Source organism: Chryseobacterium wanjuense, assembly GCF_900111495.1.
Classification (GTDB): Bacteria; Bacteroidota; Bacteroidia; order Flavobacteriales; family Weeksellaceae; genus Chryseobacterium; species Chryseobacterium wanjuense.
The window spans coordinates 698,685-715,797 of record NZ_FOIU01000002.1; the positions used below are offsets into that span (position 1 = coordinate 698,685).

16 protein-coding genes and 3 tRNA genes are annotated in these 17,113 nt (G+C 36.5%); 15 read left to right on the forward strand and 4 right to left on the reverse strand.

The annotated features are described in order from the left end of the window. Nucleotides 1–195: 195 nt before the first annotated feature. The 7 genes from BMX24_RS14980 to BMX24_RS15010 all read left to right on the forward strand — a co-directional run bounded on the left by BMX24_RS14980 (nucleotide 196) and on the right by BMX24_RS15010 (nucleotide 8,702). Nucleotides 196–1,104, forward strand: a complete 909-nt coding sequence (locus tag BMX24_RS14980) for a GLPGLI family protein (RefSeq protein WP_089794091.1) — start codon at nucleotides 196–198, stop codon at nucleotides 1,102–1,104. Nucleotides 1,105–1,219: 115 nt separating this feature from the next. Continuing rightward, complete coding sequence (locus tag BMX24_RS14985) at nucleotides 1,220–2,095, forward strand: GLPGLI family protein (protein WP_089794093.1); 876 nt, start codon at nucleotides 1,220–1,222, stop codon at nucleotides 2,093–2,095. 115 nt (nucleotides 2,096–2,210) lie between these two features. Next, entirely contained in the window at nucleotides 2,211–2,465 is a 255-nt protein-coding gene (locus BMX24_RS14990) for a FeoA family protein (protein WP_089794095.1), read from the forward strand. Further along, entirely contained in the window at nucleotides 2,465–4,498 is a 2,034-nt protein-coding gene (gene feoB, locus BMX24_RS14995; RefSeq protein ID WP_089794097.1) for a ferrous iron transport protein B, read from the forward strand. The genes BMX24_RS14990 and feoB overlap by 1 nt, the downstream gene beginning before the upstream one ends. Nucleotides 4,499–4,728: 230 nt before the next feature. Next, on the forward strand, nucleotides 4,729–5,742 hold the full coding sequence (locus tag BMX24_RS15000) for a DUF4421 family protein (RefSeq protein ID WP_089794099.1): 1,014 nt from the start codon (nucleotides 4,729–4,731) through the stop codon (nucleotides 5,740–5,742). A 70-nt stretch (nucleotides 5,743–5,812) separates the two neighbouring features. Beyond that, the gene (gene glmM, locus BMX24_RS15005; RefSeq protein ID WP_089794101.1) at nucleotides 5,813–7,195 is read left to right on the forward strand and encodes a phosphoglucosamine mutase; all 1,383 of its coding nucleotides are present in this window, start codon (nucleotides 5,813–5,815) and stop codon (nucleotides 7,193–7,195) included. A gap of 124 nt (nucleotides 7,196–7,319) precedes the next feature. After that, entirely contained in the window at nucleotides 7,320–8,702 is a 1,383-nt protein-coding gene (locus BMX24_RS15010) for a tetratricopeptide repeat protein (protein ID WP_089794103.1), read from the forward strand. 151 nt (nucleotides 8,703–8,853) lie between these two features. On the opposite strand, the gene BMX24_RS15015 is transcribed toward BMX24_RS15010, so the two are convergent. From BMX24_RS15015 to BMX24_RS15025, 3 genes are all read right to left on the reverse strand, one after another. After that, the gene (locus BMX24_RS15015; RefSeq protein WP_089794105.1) at nucleotides 8,854–9,744 is read right to left on the reverse strand and encodes a DMT family transporter; all 891 of its coding nucleotides are present in this window, start codon (nucleotides 9,742–9,744) and stop codon (nucleotides 8,854–8,856) included. Next, the gene (gene aat, locus BMX24_RS15020) at nucleotides 9,731–10,384 is read right to left on the reverse strand and encodes a leucyl/phenylalanyl-tRNA--protein transferase (protein WP_089794107.1); all 654 of its coding nucleotides are present in this window, start codon (nucleotides 10,382–10,384) and stop codon (nucleotides 9,731–9,733) included. Before aat ends, BMX24_RS15015 begins: the two co-directional genes overlap by 14 nt. Before the next feature lie 63 nt (nucleotides 10,385–10,447). Then, the gene (locus tag BMX24_RS15025) at nucleotides 10,448–10,825 is read right to left on the reverse strand and encodes a DUF3127 domain-containing protein (RefSeq protein ID WP_089794729.1); all 378 of its coding nucleotides are present in this window, start codon (nucleotides 10,823–10,825) and stop codon (nucleotides 10,448–10,450) included. 177 nt (nucleotides 10,826–11,002) lie between these two features. Here BMX24_RS15025 and BMX24_RS15030 point away from each other — a divergent pair. From BMX24_RS15030 to BMX24_RS15065, 8 genes are all read left to right on the forward strand, one after another. Continuing rightward, nucleotides 11,003–11,084: transfer RNA gene (locus BMX24_RS15030), tRNA-Leu, on the forward strand. Between the two features lie 8 nt (nucleotides 11,085–11,092). Then, nucleotides 11,093–11,168: transfer RNA gene (locus BMX24_RS15035), tRNA-Gly, on the forward strand. Between the two features lie 6 nt (nucleotides 11,169–11,174). After that, nucleotides 11,175–11,258 (forward strand) — tRNA-Leu (locus BMX24_RS15040). A gap of 172 nt (nucleotides 11,259–11,430) precedes the next feature. Continuing rightward, nucleotides 11,431–11,979, forward strand: coding sequence for a GNAT family N-acetyltransferase (locus tag BMX24_RS15045; protein ID WP_228404870.1), 549 nt, complete (start codon nucleotides 11,431–11,433; stop codon nucleotides 11,977–11,979). Between the two features lie 81 nt (nucleotides 11,980–12,060). Next, complete coding sequence (locus tag BMX24_RS15050) at nucleotides 12,061–12,768, forward strand: response regulator transcription factor (protein ID WP_089794109.1); 708 nt, start codon at nucleotides 12,061–12,063, stop codon at nucleotides 12,766–12,768. A 3-nt stretch (nucleotides 12,769–12,771) separates the two neighbouring features. Continuing rightward, the gene (locus BMX24_RS15055; protein ID WP_089794111.1) at nucleotides 12,772–14,175 is read left to right on the forward strand and encodes a sensor histidine kinase; all 1,404 of its coding nucleotides are present in this window, start codon (nucleotides 12,772–12,774) and stop codon (nucleotides 14,173–14,175) included. A 349-nt stretch (nucleotides 14,176–14,524) separates the two neighbouring features. Continuing rightward, entirely contained in the window at nucleotides 14,525–15,019 is a 495-nt protein-coding gene (locus tag BMX24_RS15060; RefSeq protein ID WP_089794113.1) for a hypothetical protein, read from the forward strand. Nucleotides 15,020–15,052: 33 nt separating this feature from the next. Further along, the gene (locus tag BMX24_RS15065) at nucleotides 15,053–15,892 is read left to right on the forward strand and encodes a YoaK family protein (RefSeq protein WP_089794115.1); all 840 of its coding nucleotides are present in this window, start codon (nucleotides 15,053–15,055) and stop codon (nucleotides 15,890–15,892) included. A 133-nt stretch (nucleotides 15,893–16,025) separates the two neighbouring features. Here the strand turns inward: BMX24_RS15065 and BMX24_RS15070 are convergent, their stop codons facing one another. After that, nucleotides 16,026–16,970, reverse strand: a complete 945-nt coding sequence (locus tag BMX24_RS15070) for a hypothetical protein (RefSeq protein WP_089794117.1) — start codon at nucleotides 16,968–16,970, stop codon at nucleotides 16,026–16,028. Nucleotides 16,971–17,113: the final 143 nt, after the last annotated feature.

Sequence of the window (17,113 nt, forward strand, 5' to 3'; positions counted from 1 at the left end):
ATGACAATACAAATAAAACGAAATGTTTATAAGACGTAGCTGAGTGAAACGCCTTTGCGAACGAAAATCAACAGAATTATTTTGAATAAAATCTTAGTGTTCTTTGCATTTTAAAAATACAAGCAAAAAATAATTTCAAAAAAATCTGTAACAAAAGTTAGAAACCACTAACTAATTAGTAAACATTAGAAAAAAATGAAACAACTATTTTCAATATTCTTTATAGCTCTTTTTGCGATTGCAAACGCTCAGGATAAAGACTCTAAAGAAACTGCAAACCGTTTCTTTTATGAATTGACTTTCAAACCGAAAAATGATTCTGCAAAGCTTGAAAAAGTAATGAGTGTTCTTGATATTGTAAAAGATAGATCCGTTTATAGAGATTATACTGTGATCGGGCAGGATTCTATCATTAAAGTGCAGATCGAAGCGATGCAGAAATCAGGTGTATTCAAAGACATGTCAAAGTCAATCAGAATGCCAAAATTTTCAGAAAAAATTGTGAAAATTTATCCGGATATGAAAGTACAATACATTGAAAGAATTGCAAGCGGATTCTCACCAATGGGTATTGCATATAATGAAACAATAAAATTCGACTGGAAAATTTCAAACGAAAAAGAAAAAATCGGAGCTTATAACGCTCAAAAAGCAACGGCAGAATTTGGCGGAAGAAAATGGACAGCTTGGTTCAGTACAGAACTTCCATTCCAAGACGGACCATATAAATTCTCAGGACTTCCCGGCTTAATCGTAAAAATCGAAGATGATGGTAAAAACTATTCATGGGTTCTGCAGGGAAATAAAAAAGTCCCAAATTGGGAAGAATTATCTTATGCAGAGAAGATCTCCAATATGAGCTTAAAAGTAACGGAAATGCCAAGAGAAAAGTTTGAAAAAACATTTAATGACTTTAAAAAAGATCCTTTCGCTTCTGTAAGACCGATGATGAATCAGGAAATGATGTCGAAATCCATTCCGGGAATGGACGGAACTATCGGAGATATGATGAAGAAGCAGGAAAAAATGTATAAAGATTTCTTTAATTCTAATGATAATCCGATCGAGCTGAATCAGCCATCTTCTGATAAAAAGAAAAAATAGACATTCATATCAACTAAATTATATTTAAATCAACCCAAATACGTCTCGTGTTTGGGTTGATTTTTTTTACAGAAAATTCTGGTATTGTATTTGCTTCAATGCACAAAAAACAAAGATGAAAAAATTACTTTTAACATTAGCCATCATTGGCTTTATTACATCACAGGCTCAACAGAAAGCAAACCGATTCTTTTATGAGCTTACTTTTAAACCCAAAAAACAATCTGAACTTACCGATAAGGTAATGACGGCATTGGATATTTTGGATAAAAAATCTGTATATGAAGATTTTACTGAACGCGCACAAGATTCAATTGTAAAAAATGTGGTGGAAACGGCAGAAAAATCCGGACAGCATTATGATCTTGCAAATTTTATAAAAGATAAAAAGTTTGATCATAAAATCACGAAGCCTTATCCCAATATGGAAAAAGAAATTATTAATGATTTTACGGGATCTGAATTTTACCAATATACTGAAAACATAAAATTCAACTGGAAAGTCCTGAACGAAAAAGAGAAAATCGGAGAGTATAATACTCAAAAAGCAACGACTGAATTTGGAGGTAGACAATGGACAGCCTGGTTCAGCACAGAAATTCCCTTTCAGGACGGACCTTATAAGTTTTATGGACTTCCCGGGTTGATCGTAAAAATTGAGGACACAGGAAAAAATTACTCATGGGTTTTACAGGGAAATAAAAAAATTGAAAACTATGACGAGGTCTCTTATACTCGAAGAATGATAGAAAATCAAGGGCTTAGTTTTACGCCTATTATTACTACCAAAGAAAAGTTTGAGAAAGCTCGGGAAAGCTATCAGTCGAATCCATTGAGAGGTTTAAGAGAAAGGCTAACTCCAGAGATGATGAATGAGATGGTGCCCGGAGAAAATAAAACAATGGGTGAGATGTTTAGAGAAGAAGAAAAGAAGGAAAAAGAAAGAATTAACGCATTAAATAATCCCATCGAGCTTCCTTCAAAAAAATAAAAAATATTTAAAATACTTAATCCCATTTCTATGAATGGGATTGTTTTTTTTCATAATGTGATGTTATTTAGATTAAATTTAAATAGCGTATATTTGCATCACAAAAAAGCAGGCTTTGAAAGATAAGGATTTACATAAGTTGAGCAGATTTCCTAAAAACAAAATAGGAAAGATCATCGGGTATGATAATGACAGTCTGAGAATGCCCAATAAGATCATCGAAATGGGTCTTCTTCCGGAGACTGCTTTCAGGGTTTTGTACCAGGCTCCTTTCAACGGACCGATGTATGTGGAATTTGGGGATGAGAAAAGCCGCATCGCGCTTCGTGAGGAAGAGGGTGAGTTTATCATTGTTGAAGAATTGAATTAATGCAGGAAAATAAGAAAAAGCAGGTACTTTTAGTCGGAAATCCTAATGTCGGAAAGTCTACGGTTTTTAATGCACTTTGCAACAAAAAACAAAAGACCGGAAATTATGCAGGAGTTACAGTGGCGAGTCATTCCGGAAACTATACTTTTAAGAATGAGGAAGTTGAGGTGATCGACTTACCCGGTTCGTACAGTATTTATCCAAGTTCGGAGGATGAGGCTATTTTTTCCAAATTTCTTATTGATGAGCAGAAAAACTATGCAGGAGTTATTTATATTCTTGAAGCTTTAAGCTTAAAAAGAGGTCTTCTTCTGTTTCAGCAGATCCAGGATCTGGGAATTCCTATGATTTTAGTGGTCAATCAAATCGATCAGGCAGAAAGAAGGGGAATTACTATCGATATTGAAAAATTTTCCGAAGCTTTAGGTATTAAAATCATTCAGACCAACGCAAAAGAAAATGTTGGGATTGATGCCATTAAAGAAGCTGTTTTACACAATCAGTTCGTAAAATCAGAAAAAATTTCGTTTGAAACACCGAACGAGCATAAAGATTTTATCCAGAAAGTGGCTTCCCACAAAGGAATTGATAACGAATACAAAGCGTGGATGAGCCTTTCTTTGGGAACAGACCTCGGAAGAATAGAAACTGTAATGGAGCTTATGAATGAGCCGGATTCTAAAAGTTTGGTTCCGAAACGGTTACAGGTTCAGGAAACGGTAAGGAGATATCAGCATGTAGATAAGATTTTATCGAATGTTATTTCCAAAAAACCTCAGTTTAAAGAATTATTAACTGAGAAATTAGACAAAGTTTTAGTTCATAAATTCTGGGGATACGCTGTTTTCCTGATGATTTTATTAATCATTTTCCAGAGTGTTTTCTTTTTGGCAGAATATCCGATGAACTGGATCGACGATTTGTTCTCTTGGTTAGCAACATTTACCGCAGAACATTTACCGGAAGGACCGATTAATTCACTCATTTCGAACGGAATTATTCCGGGAATAGGAGGAATCGTAGTTTTTGCACCACAGATCGGAATTTTGCTGTACTTTCTGTATTTGCTGGAAGATTCGGGATATATGGCGAGAGTGGTTTTCCTGATGGACAGGCTTTTAAGACCTTTCGGATTAAACGGGAAAAGTATTGTTCCGTTGGTTTCAGGGACTGCTTGTGCCATTCCGGCGGTCATTTCAACAAGAAATATTGAAAATTTAAAGGAAAGATTGTTGACGATTTTAGTGACACCTTTCATGACATGTTCTGCGAGACTTCCGGTGTACAGTATCATCATCGGATTGATCATTTCAGACGGAACATTTTTAGGAATAAAATATAAAGCGCTGGTGTTGATGGGGATGTATCTGCTTGGTTTTATAGTAGCACTGCTTTCTGCGTCAATTCTTAAAAAATTTATTAAAAGTAAAGGTAAAACCTATCTTGTAATGGATTTACCAACTTACAAAAAACCGCTTTTTGGCTATGATTTCAAAATGGTTTTGGGTAAAGTCTGGGAATTTATCACGGGAGCAGGGAAGATTATTTTCATTGTAAGCATCATTATATGGTTCTTGAGTTATTTCGGGCCAAAACAGAAACCGGATCAGTTCGTTGCTGCCAATGTAGAGCTGGATCATTCTTATCTGGCAAAAATGGGGAAAGGAATCGAACCTGTAATTGCTCCTCTCGGATACGATTGGAAAATGGGAGTTGGTATTCTGACAAGTTTCGTGGCGAGAGAAGTTTTCGTAGGAACGATGTCTACACTATACAGTCTGGAAGATGATGCCCCGGAAGTGAAAGTAATCGATAAAATGAGACGCGATGTAAAACCGAACGGCGAAAAAGTGTTCAGTTTTGCGACAGGGGTTTCAGTACTTTTATTTTATGCATTTGCAATGCAGTGTGTTTCTACACTTGCAGTAGTCTACAGAGAAACCAAAAGCTGGAGATGGACCGGCTTACAGGTAGCGATGATGACAGGTTTGGCATATTTTGTGTCGATGATAGCTTATCAGATTTTAAAATAATGGACTCTTCATTAATTTTACAGTATATAATTGTTTTACTGATCGTTGCATTTGCCTGTTATTCTTTATTTAAGATACTCAGGAAAAACTTCGCACCGAAGAAATTCAGTTCAAAAAGAACGAACTGTGATAAAGACTGCGGATGCTCATAGTTGAAACAGATTATCATTCAGGTAAATAATTCTAAAAAAATATTGTAATTTCATTTCGGGAATTATAAACACATCTGAATGAGAATATATTTTCTGATAATCGCATTTTTGTGTACTAAAATTAATGCACAAATAGATACGGCAAAAATTACATCATACGAGCATCAGGTCATGGTGCGTGTCAACTTTGATACAAACCTGGAAGATTTTGTATTCAATTCTAAAAGTGAAGGAATTGAGGAAGTAATCAAAATTTCCGTAAATAATAAGATAAAAACTTCCTTAAGTCTTGATTATAGAATAATAAGTGCCAGTGTCTCGTTTGCGCCGAATTTTATTCCCGGGAATAATCAAAATGAATTGAAGGGAAAAAGTTCTTATACCAATTTAGAGTTCAGGTTTTTTCCTAAAAGTTTTATCCAGGAAGTTTATTATAAAAATGTAAAAGGATTTTATATAAGAAATACAGAAGATTTTATACCCAGATGGAGAAGAAAAATAGATCCTTATATACAGTTTCCGGATCTTAGGGTTCAAAGTTTTGGAGGACTGACTTCATATGTTTTTAATAAAGATTTTTCATTAAAAGGAATTTACACCCAGAGAGAATGGCAGAAAGTAAGCAAAGGAAGCTTGGTTGCAGCGATCGATTATGATCTTACGATTTTTTCTAATCAGATGGATGAATATGAAAGCAAGGAGCAGCAATATACTCTCGGGCTGAATTTAGGATATTATTACAACTGGGTGATCTCCAAAAAAGTAAGCATCGCACCTTACACCTGGCTGGGAAGCGGAGGAAAATGGGGTGTTTCACAAGGAACATTCTCAGACGGTACAAAAGACGAAAAAGAAACATACCGTTCCCTTACTTTCAGATGGGGCAGCGGAATTCATATCGGATACAATTCCGACCGGTTTTTATATGGCACAAAAATAGATGTTACCTCGCACAATTATAGGATTGATTCCGAATCAAGAGTAAGAAACAACAATATCTATGGCTTGATCTATGTCGGATATCGTTTTGCACCGCCAAAAGCAGTGAGCGAAAATTATGATAAAATTCAGAAAAAAATACCGATCCTATAATTGAAAGTCTTTTTAAGTATCTTTGCAGCGAAAAATAAACGTTAAAATAATAAATTAAAATAAAAGCATAATGTCGTTAATCAAATCTATTTCAGGGATCAGAGGAACAATCGGTGGAAAAGTAAACGATAATCTGACGCCGCTGGATGTGGTAAAGTTTGCTTCAGCATTCGGAACCTGGCTTCAGAATCAGAAGAATAAAAAAGATTTAACTCTTGTTATCGGAAGAGATGCAAGAATTTCCGGACAAATGGTTTCCTCTTTGGTTACGGCGACATTACAAGGTCTGGGTATCAATGTAGTTGATCTGGGACTTTCCACAACGCCGACTGTTGAGGTAATGGTTCCGGAACTGAATGCGGACGGAGGAATTATCCTTACCGCTTCCCACAACCCGAAACAATGGAACGCCCTTAAATTATTGAATGATAAAGGAGAATTTATCAGTGGGGAAAACGGGGCCGAAGTTTTGGCTTTGGCTGAAAGTGAAGACTTCAATTATGCAGAGGTAGATGATTTGGGAAAATATGAAACAAGGGATGATGTTTTTGATATTCATATTCAGCAGATTCTTGACCTGCCGATGGTGGATGTTGAAGCTATTAAAGCTAAAAATTTCAAAGTGGTTCTGGATGCCGTAAATTCTACGGGAGGGATCGCAATTCCGATGTTGTTGGACAAACTTGGTTGTGAAACAGTAAAATTATATTGCGAGCCGACAGGGCATTTCCCTCACAATCCTGAACCGTTGAAGGAACATTTGGGAGACATCTGCGAATTGGTAAAAAAGGAAAATGCAGACCTGGGAATCGTAGTAGATCCGGATGTAGACAGATTAGCCTTAATCGATGAGAAAGGTGAAATGTTCGGGGAAGAATACACCCTGGTTGCTGTTGCAGATTATTTATTGAAAAATAAAAACGGAGTGGCAATTTCCAATCTTTCTTCTAGCCGTGCATTAAGAGATGTAGCACAGACTCACAACTCAGAATATTTTGCAAGTGCTGTGGGAGAGGTAAATGTTGTTACTTTAATGAAAGAGAAAAATGCAGTGATCGGAGGAGAAGGAAATGGAGGAATTATCTACCCTGATCTGCACTACGGAAGAGATTCTTTGGTAGGAGTGGCGTTATTTTTAACTCATTTGGCGAAGGAAAACAAAACTGTTTCTGAACTGAGAGCAGGATATCCGAGCTATTTTATGGGTAAAAAGAAAATTGAACTGACTCCGGAGATCAATGTGGATGATATTTTAACTAAAATGGAAAAAGAATATCAAAATGAAGAGGTGTCTACAGTAGACGGAGTAAAAATAGATTTTGAAAATAATTGGGTTCATCTTAGAAAATCTAATACAGAGCCGATTATCAGGATTTATACAGAGGCCAAATCTCAGGAAGAAGCCGATACGTTAGGTGATGAAATGATAGCTAAAATCAATAGTCTGATCTAAAAAATTTAACATCTATTTCATCATTTAACAAAAGAATTATTATTAACTTTATAGTACTAAGATTTTCAGAACCGAGTATTTGTATATCTCATATCTCAAGTCTTAAATCTTAAAACTGTTTATATTGGAAGAGTATTTTGGAAATGAACTTGTAAAAAAGTTCGAAGAAATGATGGAAAATAATGATGAATTCTACTTTGATACAGAAGAGTTGGAAGACATTATTATTTATTATTTGGAGCTGGGAGATTTTAATTATGCAGATACAGCTGTGAATTACGGTCTGAAGCTTCACCCCAATTCCTTAGATATCAAGATCAAAAAACTTGAAATTCTTCTGGAGTGGGAAGATTATAATACGGCAAAAGAGCTTATCGACGAGTTGAAGGGTTCATCTATGGAAAACACAGACTTTTTGGTTTGCTATGCGAAGTATTATTCGAACTTAGGAAATCCTAGAAAATCCATTGAAATTTGCAAAAAAGCTTTGGAACTGAAAGAAGAAGAAAACTTCCTTCACAACTTCATTGCCGATGAATATGTGAATCTCGGAGATCCTTTTAACGCTCTTAAACATTATAAAAAAGCTTTAAAAGAAGACCCTACCGACGAATATGCGTTGGAAAACTGTATGGTCTGCTTCAGCGATTTGAATAAGAGTGAGGAGGCTATTGCCTTTCTTAATGAATATTTAGACGAATTTGCCTATTCTGAAGTGGCATGGCTGGAATACGGGCAGTATTATTTCAACAGAAAAAACTACGAGGAAGCGATAAAGGGTTACGACTATTTATTGGCGATCAACTCTAGTTCTGTTGGGGTTTATGCCAATAAAGCGGCTTGCTATGAAGCATTAGGTCAATATAAAAAAGCCATCGAAGTCTACGAAGAAATGCTCGAGTTGGAATATACAAAAGCATTTACATTTTATAAAATCGGACTTTGCTATAAAGCTTTAAAACAGCCTATTGTCGCTTTAAATGCTTTCCAGAAATCGTTGAGAGAAGACCCTCAGTTTTATCTTGCGATGATGGAACAGTCTTATCTTTACGAAGAAATGGGCGGCATGACAGAAGCCTTACACTTCGCCAAAGAAGCCACTCAGCTGAATGAAAACAATCTTGATTATCAGAAAAGATTAGCTTTTTTATTCATCGATTCGGGGAAGTTTGAAGAAAGTCTTTCCTGCCTGAAAAAACTGGTAGACGTAGAGCCGTCAAGATTCTACAATTGGTATGCTTACTCGGAAGTATTAATGCTTTTGGGCGAATATGAAGAAGCAATTATTATTTTAAATAAAGCTTTAAAAGCGCATCACAGAGCAGAATTGTATTATCAGCTAAGCAACTGCTATTTCAACCTGAAAGATCAGGAAAACGGCATTGAATCACTTAAAAAGGCTTTGGAATTAGATCCTTCTTTGGTTACGGATATGCAGAAAAAATATCCTTTCATTAAAGATGAGGTGAAGAAAGTGAAGGCGAAAGTTAAAAAGAAGAACTCATAGGCTAGAAGCTTGATGATGGGAGAGGGAAGTATTAAAACCCTCACTTAAAATCAGAATGATTCGCCCTTAATTTAACTTAATAACTTAAATGACCTTAATGGTTAAAATTGAAAAAATAATTTTAAATAAAAATCCTGCAGGAATGCAGGATTTATTTTTTTATGACGTTCGGTTTTGTTCTTAAAAAGATCAATCCGGCAATAATAATTCCGGCACCGACAAATTGCATCACACTCAGTCTGTCTCCGTCCAGAAATCCCCAGACAATAGCTACAATAGGCATCAGCAAAGTTACTGTTGAGGCAAAAAGGGGTGAAGAAACCTTCAGCAAACGGTAATTCATCATCATCGCCAAACCGGTTCCGAAAATGGATAATAAACTTACAAACATCAATCCTGTTAAATTATTTTCATCCAAACTAAAGGTTGAAAAGAATCCTGTAAAGATTAATGCAATTAACGAAGGAAGAAATAAAACAAAGGCAAAAACAAAAGCCGACAAAACGGTAGAGGAAACTTCCATTAATTTAGATTTTACCGTTGTTGTACTTACCGCATAGCATAAAGTGGCCAATAATAACAATAAAATAGGAATCAGTTTAAATTTTCCACCTTCTCCATCGCCACCGAAAGCCAGTAAACAAACTCCCGTGAAGCTTATTAAAGTGCCCACAATTTGCGGTTTTGTTGTCTGAAATTTCCAGATCAACGCACCGACAATAATGACGAAAATAGGCATCATAGAGTTGATGATTCCTGCAATACTGCTGCTTACCTCGGTTTCCGCAATCGGAAATAGGAACATCGGGATAAAGTTTCCTGTAAAAGCAGCCAGTAAAAGCCATTTCAGGTGTTTTTTCGGAAATAATTTATACTTCGAAATCGCAATCGGCATTAAAATAATTCCGGCAATCAAAACCCTCAAAGCTCCAACCTGGTACGGAGTGAAATGTTCTAGAGATTTTTTTATTAAAATAAAAGATGATCCCCAAATGATGCTCAGGATGATCAGAAGAATCCATTTTTCTTTATCTGCGTTCATTATTTTTGTGTAAAATTTTTAAAAATTCTTTTTTGGAAATCATCCTTGCCCCCAAGCTTTCAAGATGGGAGGTATGAGATTGGCAGTCAATGAGTTCGATGTCATTTTTATGGGTTTCAACAAAATGAATAAATCCGGCTTTGGAAGCATTGCTTACTTTGGCAAACATACTTTCTCCGCAGAAAACATTTCCGATCTGAAGTCCGTAAAATCCGCCCACAAGCTCTTCATTCTGCCAGACTTCTATGCTTTTTGCCAGGCCAAATTCATGAAGTGTAATGAAAGTTTCCATCAGTTCATCCGAAAGCCAGGTTCCGGTCTGCCCTTTTCTGCTGATTTGCTGACAATTTTTGATCACTCCCCTGAAATTCTGATTTTCAGTAAAACTAAAAACATTTTGATGCAAAATTTTCCGCATAGATTTTGAAACCTTCAACTCGTCAGGAAACAAAACAAACCTCGGATCGGGACACCACCAAAGAATTTCCTCTCCCGGATTGTACCATGGGAAAATCCCCAGCTGGTAGGCAAACCAAATTCTCTCTATCGACAGGTCGCCGCCAAAGGCAATGAGCCCTTCGTGGCCATCATAAATTTCAGGATCGGGGAATGAAATTTCATTTTCGTCTAGTCGAACCATTTTTAAGGGAAAAAAAATCCCACTTAATGAAAAGCAGGATTGTTATTTGATAGTATTCTTTAATTAAAAAGGCAAATCATCATCGTCGTCTCCGGCAAACGGGTTTTCATTCGAAACAGGAGATGCAGATTGAGAAGGTGCAGCCTGTGTAGGTTCAGATCCGTTGTCCAAAACTTTTTCTACTCTCCACCCTGTAATAGAGTTGAAGTATTTTGTTTCGCCCTGAGGAGATACCCATTCTCTACCTCTGATATTGATTCCTATTTTCACATTTTCTCCTTCTGAAAGATTATCCAATAAATTGATCTTATCAGACAAAAATTCTATGTTGATCGGTTGCGGATACTGCTCCTGAGTAAGAATAACCAATTCTCTTTTCTGAAATCCGCTTGCAAATGTTTGAGTTTCAAAAAGTTTCTTTACCGTTCCTTGTAATTCCATATCATAATTATTAACGATGTAAAAGTAAGAAAATGAAATGTAATAAAAAGCCTCATGGAAAAAAAATGCAAAAATTTTAATTTTTTTTCTGAAAAGGCTTGCAACTAAAGAAAAATGTCCTATATTTGCACTCACAAAAACGAAGCAAGCTCTTTAAAATAAAACTTAATAAAACACGCGGATGTGGTGTAATTGGTAGCCACGCCAGACTTAGGATCTGGTGCCGAGAGGCGTGGGGGTTCGAGTCCCTTCATCCGCACACGTTTTGCGAAAATAGCTCAGCTGGTAGAGCACAACCTTGCCAAGGTTGGGGTCGCGGGTTCGAATCCCGTTTTTCGCTCCACTCCATGCCCTGGTGGTGGAACTGGTAGACACGCAGGACTTAAAATCCTGTGCCTCTTTTGGCGTGCGGGTTCAAGTCCCGCCCGGGGTACTAAAACCCTCTGTAACTTCGGTTAACAGAGGGTTTTTTGTTTTTATACTGTTTCAAAATTTCTGTAAATAAATCTGTACTCATAAAAATACAAACTTCTGTATCTGTATCTAAGTTGTGATAATCTGTAAATTTGTTAAACATCTTCCGAAACTTCCAAAATCCGGAACAGATGGAAGTGAAAAGAGACCTTGAAGAATTGGAAAAAATTTTAAAAACAGAATTTAAAATCAATAAAACAATGAATGACAGCAGCAATGAGGTAAAAATAATCGATTATTCTCCAGAATACCAGCAGGATTTCAGAAATTTAAATGAAGAATGGATCAACAAGTTTTTCAAAATGGAGGAAAGTGATTATAAAATGCTCGATCATCCCGAAGAATATATTTTAAATAAAGGAGGCCATATCGTTTTTGCTCTTCTCGATAATGAAGTGGTAGGAACCTGTGCACTTATAAAATCGTCGGAAGATCCGTTAAAATTTGAATTGGCAAAAATGGCGGTAAGTCCAAAGGCGCAGGGAAAAAAAATCGGTTATTTAATTGGACAAAGCTTGCTTGAAAAAGCAAAAAAAGCCAATGCAAAAGAAGTTTTTCTTGAAACAAATTCTTCTCTGATCCCTGCGATAAAATTGTATGAAAAGTTAGGATTTCAACATATTTGCGTGACAGATTCTCCTTACGAACGCTGCGATACAAAGATGAAGCTTGAATTTTAAGTATAATTAAAATTTCCAGCTTTCTGCGATCGGTCTTCCAGGCAAAAATAATTTTCTATTTTTGTAAAATTCCTTATTTCAATGAAAAAAATTATCCTAATTGAAGACGAAACGAGTGTTGTATCCTTTATTAAGAAAGGTTTGCAGGAAAACGGATATGAAGTTTCTGTTGCTTTTGACGGGAAAACCGGAGTACAATTGGTACAGTCAAACGACTTCGATCTGGTGATTTTGGATATTATGCTGCCGGAAATGAACGGGTTGGATGTTTGTAAAGAAATCCGGAAAACCAATCAATATGTTCCGATTTTGTTTTTAACGGCATTGGGAACTTCTGAAAATATTGTTCTGGGCTTGGAAAGCGGGGGAGATGATTATTTGGTTAAACCATTCAAATTCATTGAATTAGTGGCTCGTGTGAAGTCTTTACTGAGACGAAGCAATAACGGAAATCATCAGGAAATCGTTGAGCCTGAGATTGATAGTGAGCACGTTTTTCAGTTTTCAGATTTAATTTTAAATGATTATACCAAGAAAGTTACCCGCGCCGGCGAAGAAATTTCACTCACGTCCACAGAATACAAATTACTTTTATATTTCATGAATAACCCCGAAAAAGTAATCTCCAGAGCAGAAATTCTGGATGCGGTTTGGGGAGTAAACTACGAACTGGGAACCAATGTTGTGGATGTTTACGTTAATTATTTAAGAAAAAAATTAGATAACCAAGATGATAATAAGTTGATTCACACGGTGATAGGGATGGGGTATGTATTGAAAAAACCTTAATGAATGTTTAATAGAGTTGTCACAAATCAGACCAAAACGATGGTGCTTCTGATGTTGGTTTTTACCGCCATCATATTGCTGTTCAGTGGATTGGTGTATTTTTCCATTGTCAACTTTTCTCATCAGAGGTTTTATGAATTGCTTAAAATCCGGACGACCACCATCATCCAGATTGAAAAAAGTAAAGATGATCTCGACCTTCCCGAAAATTATATTTTAAACGGATTGAACGACGAGGAACTTCCAATGGAGCGGGACTATGTTTTTGCTATTCCGACGGATTCCAATTTCAATAAAATTTCGCAGGAAGTTCATATTCCGAGCTATTTTTTCAAAAGTATAGTTAAAAACGGGGAAGCAAATTATAACGATAAAGAATTTTACTACATCGGGCAGACTTTTAAATACGACGATAAAGATTACATTGCCATAGCTTCCGCCAAAAATCATTATGTGGTTTATTATTTGGGCTTCTTGAAGCGAACTTTAATTACCTGTATCGTACTTTCGTTGTTTTTTAGTATGATTTTCTCTTTTTATCTGTCTAAAACTTTATTTAAACCTATTTTAAAAATAACGGGAAAAGTAAAGGAAATCAGCTCCGAAAACCTTCATTTAAGACTGGAATCTCAGCCGGATAATAAAGAATTAAACGAATTGGTTGATACTTTTAACGATATGCTCAACCGTATCGAAACGTCTTTTGAAACCCAGAATCACCTGATCGGAAATGTGTCGCATGAATTGAGAACGCCTCTCACCTCAATCATGGGTGAGGCCGACGTTGCCCTCTCCATCAGCAGAACCAATGAAGAATACAAGGAAACGCTGGGAATTATCCTCGACGAAGCTGAAAAATTAGACAAAAAAATCAAGGCTTTATTAATGATCGCTCAAACCGGCTTCGACGGCAAGATCCAGAAAATGGATAAAGTACGTATCGATCAGTTGCTTTGGGATGTCATCGAAACATTAAGAAGAATAGATTCAAGAAATAATATCTATCTGGATATAAGCATGTTGCCGGAGAATCCGAAAAAACTGAAAGTGCAGGGTAACGAACAATTACTGCATCTCGCGGTTACCAATATTATTCAAAACGGGTGTAAATATTCTAATTTTCAACAGGTGAAAGTTTCGTTAGGAGCAACAGATACAGACGTTTACATCATCGTAAAAGACAACGGTATCGGAATTCCCGAGGAAGAAATGAATAAAATCTACGATCCGTTTTTCCGGGCATCCAATACGAAAAACTATGAAGGCTACGGAATCGGACTTCCATTGGCAAGAAATATCGTAAGAATGCACCACGGCGAATTGATCGTAAGTTCTCACGAAAACCAGGGAACAACGGTGCAGCTGCGTTTCCCGAATTTTTACAGTACACAACAGGAAATTATTTAATATTCAAGCACTGGGTTGGCTAAGCGCAAAGACGCAACGTTTTTGATTTTAAATACTGCTTTAAGACGCCAGAACACTTCAACAAGCTCAGTGTGACAGGAGATTTTCAATTATTAAGTATGAAATTTTATCGAAGATAAAATCCTTGGGTCTTAAAACATAAAGATTGTAAAATATATTGCGCCTTTGCGTTTAACGAATTTCGCTTATATTAATTATCCTTAACAATTTTCTAATCTCATTTTAATCTCTTTAATCACATTTTAATTCCGTTCCAAAGAGCTTCTAATTTGGTCATTTTAGTTTTGTATCATCAAAAAAGATAAATACGAACCTAAATCTTAACAATATGATCAAAACGATTTTAATAGCCACAGATTATTCTCTTGAATCTTTGAACATTCTGAAAAAAGTATTGAGAGAAAAGGATGCCTCGGAAGACCAAAATCAGTACAATATTCTTTTGGTTTCGGGATATGATATGGGAGATTCTATCAGAGATCTTTTATTTAATACAAAAAGTATGATTTTCAATAAGCTCAGACCATTGGAGTTTTGTGAAGCTTATGAAATCATCAGGAATAAATATCCTCACCTGATCAACAAGATCGTCTGCGATATTTTTACAGGAAACTTCCAGAGGACTTTCAATAATTATGTGAAAGTGGAAAATATTGAGGAAGCTTATTATTCTCCATCCATTAGAAGCACGGGGAAAAGGAAATTCGACCTGATTCCTTATATCAAAAAATGCGAAGATCTTGAATCTTATGAAATTTCGGTTGAGGTTCGCGAAAGCCTTCCGGAGAAAGGAAGACTGGCAGAGATCTTTGTGGAAGCCTAAAATAACACATCACAACACTCTAAAATTTTTAAAATGTTAAGGAATTATAGTAACAGCAGGACGTTGGGAGACAACATCAGATTGGGAACGCTGACTGCCTTTACGGCAGGTACTATAAACATAGCCTCTCTATTGATATTTCTCTCTTTTACATCGAATGTCACAGGACATTACGCGATTTTGGCGGCGGAGATCAGCAAAGGAAACTGGTCGCAGGTTGCCGTGGTCGGATTATGGATTTTCCTGTTTTTCTTTGGAAGTTTTGTATCGAATTTTATTGTTATTAATTTCAATAAAAAAAGTAAATATTTCGCTCATGCAATGCCTTTGGTGCTGGAAATTATTTGTTTACTGTTTGTAGGAGTTTACGGACAGTTTTATTATCAGAAAACATTAGAGGAAACGGAATATCTGGTTGCATTAATGTTATTTGCGACCGGATTGCAGAATGGTTTGACGGCAAGTATCTCAAACTTTTCAGTAAAAACCACCCATCTTACGGGTACCACTACCGACCTTGGAATTTTGTTCTCGATGTTTACTCAGAAAAAATTCAGGAAGAATGGAGAACTGGTAGGAAGAGCCAAATTACTGATGAGCATTATGGTTGCCTATGTTTTGGGAGCGGTTTTCTCAGGACTTACCTATTATATTCTTGAGTTCAGGGTTTTCTATGTCATCAGTCTTTGTCTATTGATGGTGATCGGGTATGATGCGTATAAAATTAATATAAGACATTTCAACACGCAGTACAGGTATAATAAAATTTATAAAAAGCCTAATTTCCTGGCTTTCTTATACGATAAAATCCACGGAATTCCTGAAATTAAAGAAAAAAGAGAGAAAAAGAGAAAGCTTGTATTCGATGATTAGTTTCCGGATGCTTTTACAAAAAGACAATGTTAAATAAGAGATATAAATATCAGTATTAATTTTGTGTAAACTAGCTGTGAAACAGCCCTCTGCTTCTATCTGGAGCGAGGGCTGTTATTTTTTTATCATTAAATTATTTGGATAGCTGATAAATATCCACCGTAATATTTGAAATAGTCTGACCTGCTGTATTGGCTAGGTATCTGATGCTTACAGTATCATTTACTGCAAGAGGTACGGCAATCGTGCCGGAAGCAGCAATTCCTGCTCCTACACCGGCATTTCCTATTGTAATGTAACGGGAAAAAATACCGTTTACGAATAAGGATAAATACCCACCTTGCGTTGTTGTCTCAGCGGTAGTAACGAGAAGCCCGTTGATCTGATAAAATCCTGCTCCTTTTGGCGGAACTGTAAAGGTATCGGTAGCCAGGTTGAAATTATTGTTTTTATCATAATTTTTAATGGTAAAATTATAAATAACATACGATCCGTCTACTGCAGCCTGATTCGGCCCTCTCACCGAAAAAAGGACTTCTGCGTTCTGAGCGCCCGTACTGCTTTTGTTGACCCATCCCGTTCCGTCCCAATAATATTCTCCAACACCATTGGCCGGATAAGTGGTACTGGAGCTTGCAATTGCTGTATTGGTATTGTAAACAGACATTCCCCGGGAAGAAAGAGCCGTTCCCAACCCTTGAAGCGGTGCCCAGGTTGTGGTATTTGTTAATGCAATCTGTGGCATACGCAATCCTTTATTGGTACTTTCCAGTTCTACAAGACTGCCGGCTGCGGGAGCTGTAGCAGGAGTAATGGTGCCATCGCTTATTTTTGTTTGACCATTAACATCAAGTTTAGTGTTCGGAGAAGAGGTGCCAATTCCTACATTTCCTTCGATAATGGCTCCATTGGCGGGGGCAGCAACTCCTGTATAACCGGAACCCACAGAATGATTGCCACTTACACTGAGCTTGCTTGAAGGGGTATCTGTGCCGATGCCCACATTACCAGTCTGGGCACAAGCTAGATTGCTGAAACCAAAGACAGCAATTAAAAGAGGGAAGATGTTTTTTTTCATGATTAATTTTATTTAATTTTTAAATTTTTTTTAATTCTGATCTTGTTGATTTTCTTTGATAAGGACACACTTGTTCTATGCATGTTTTGTCTCTGAAATCTTCTGATCTGCTCGGTAGGACTTATTTTTTTAATAACCTACTT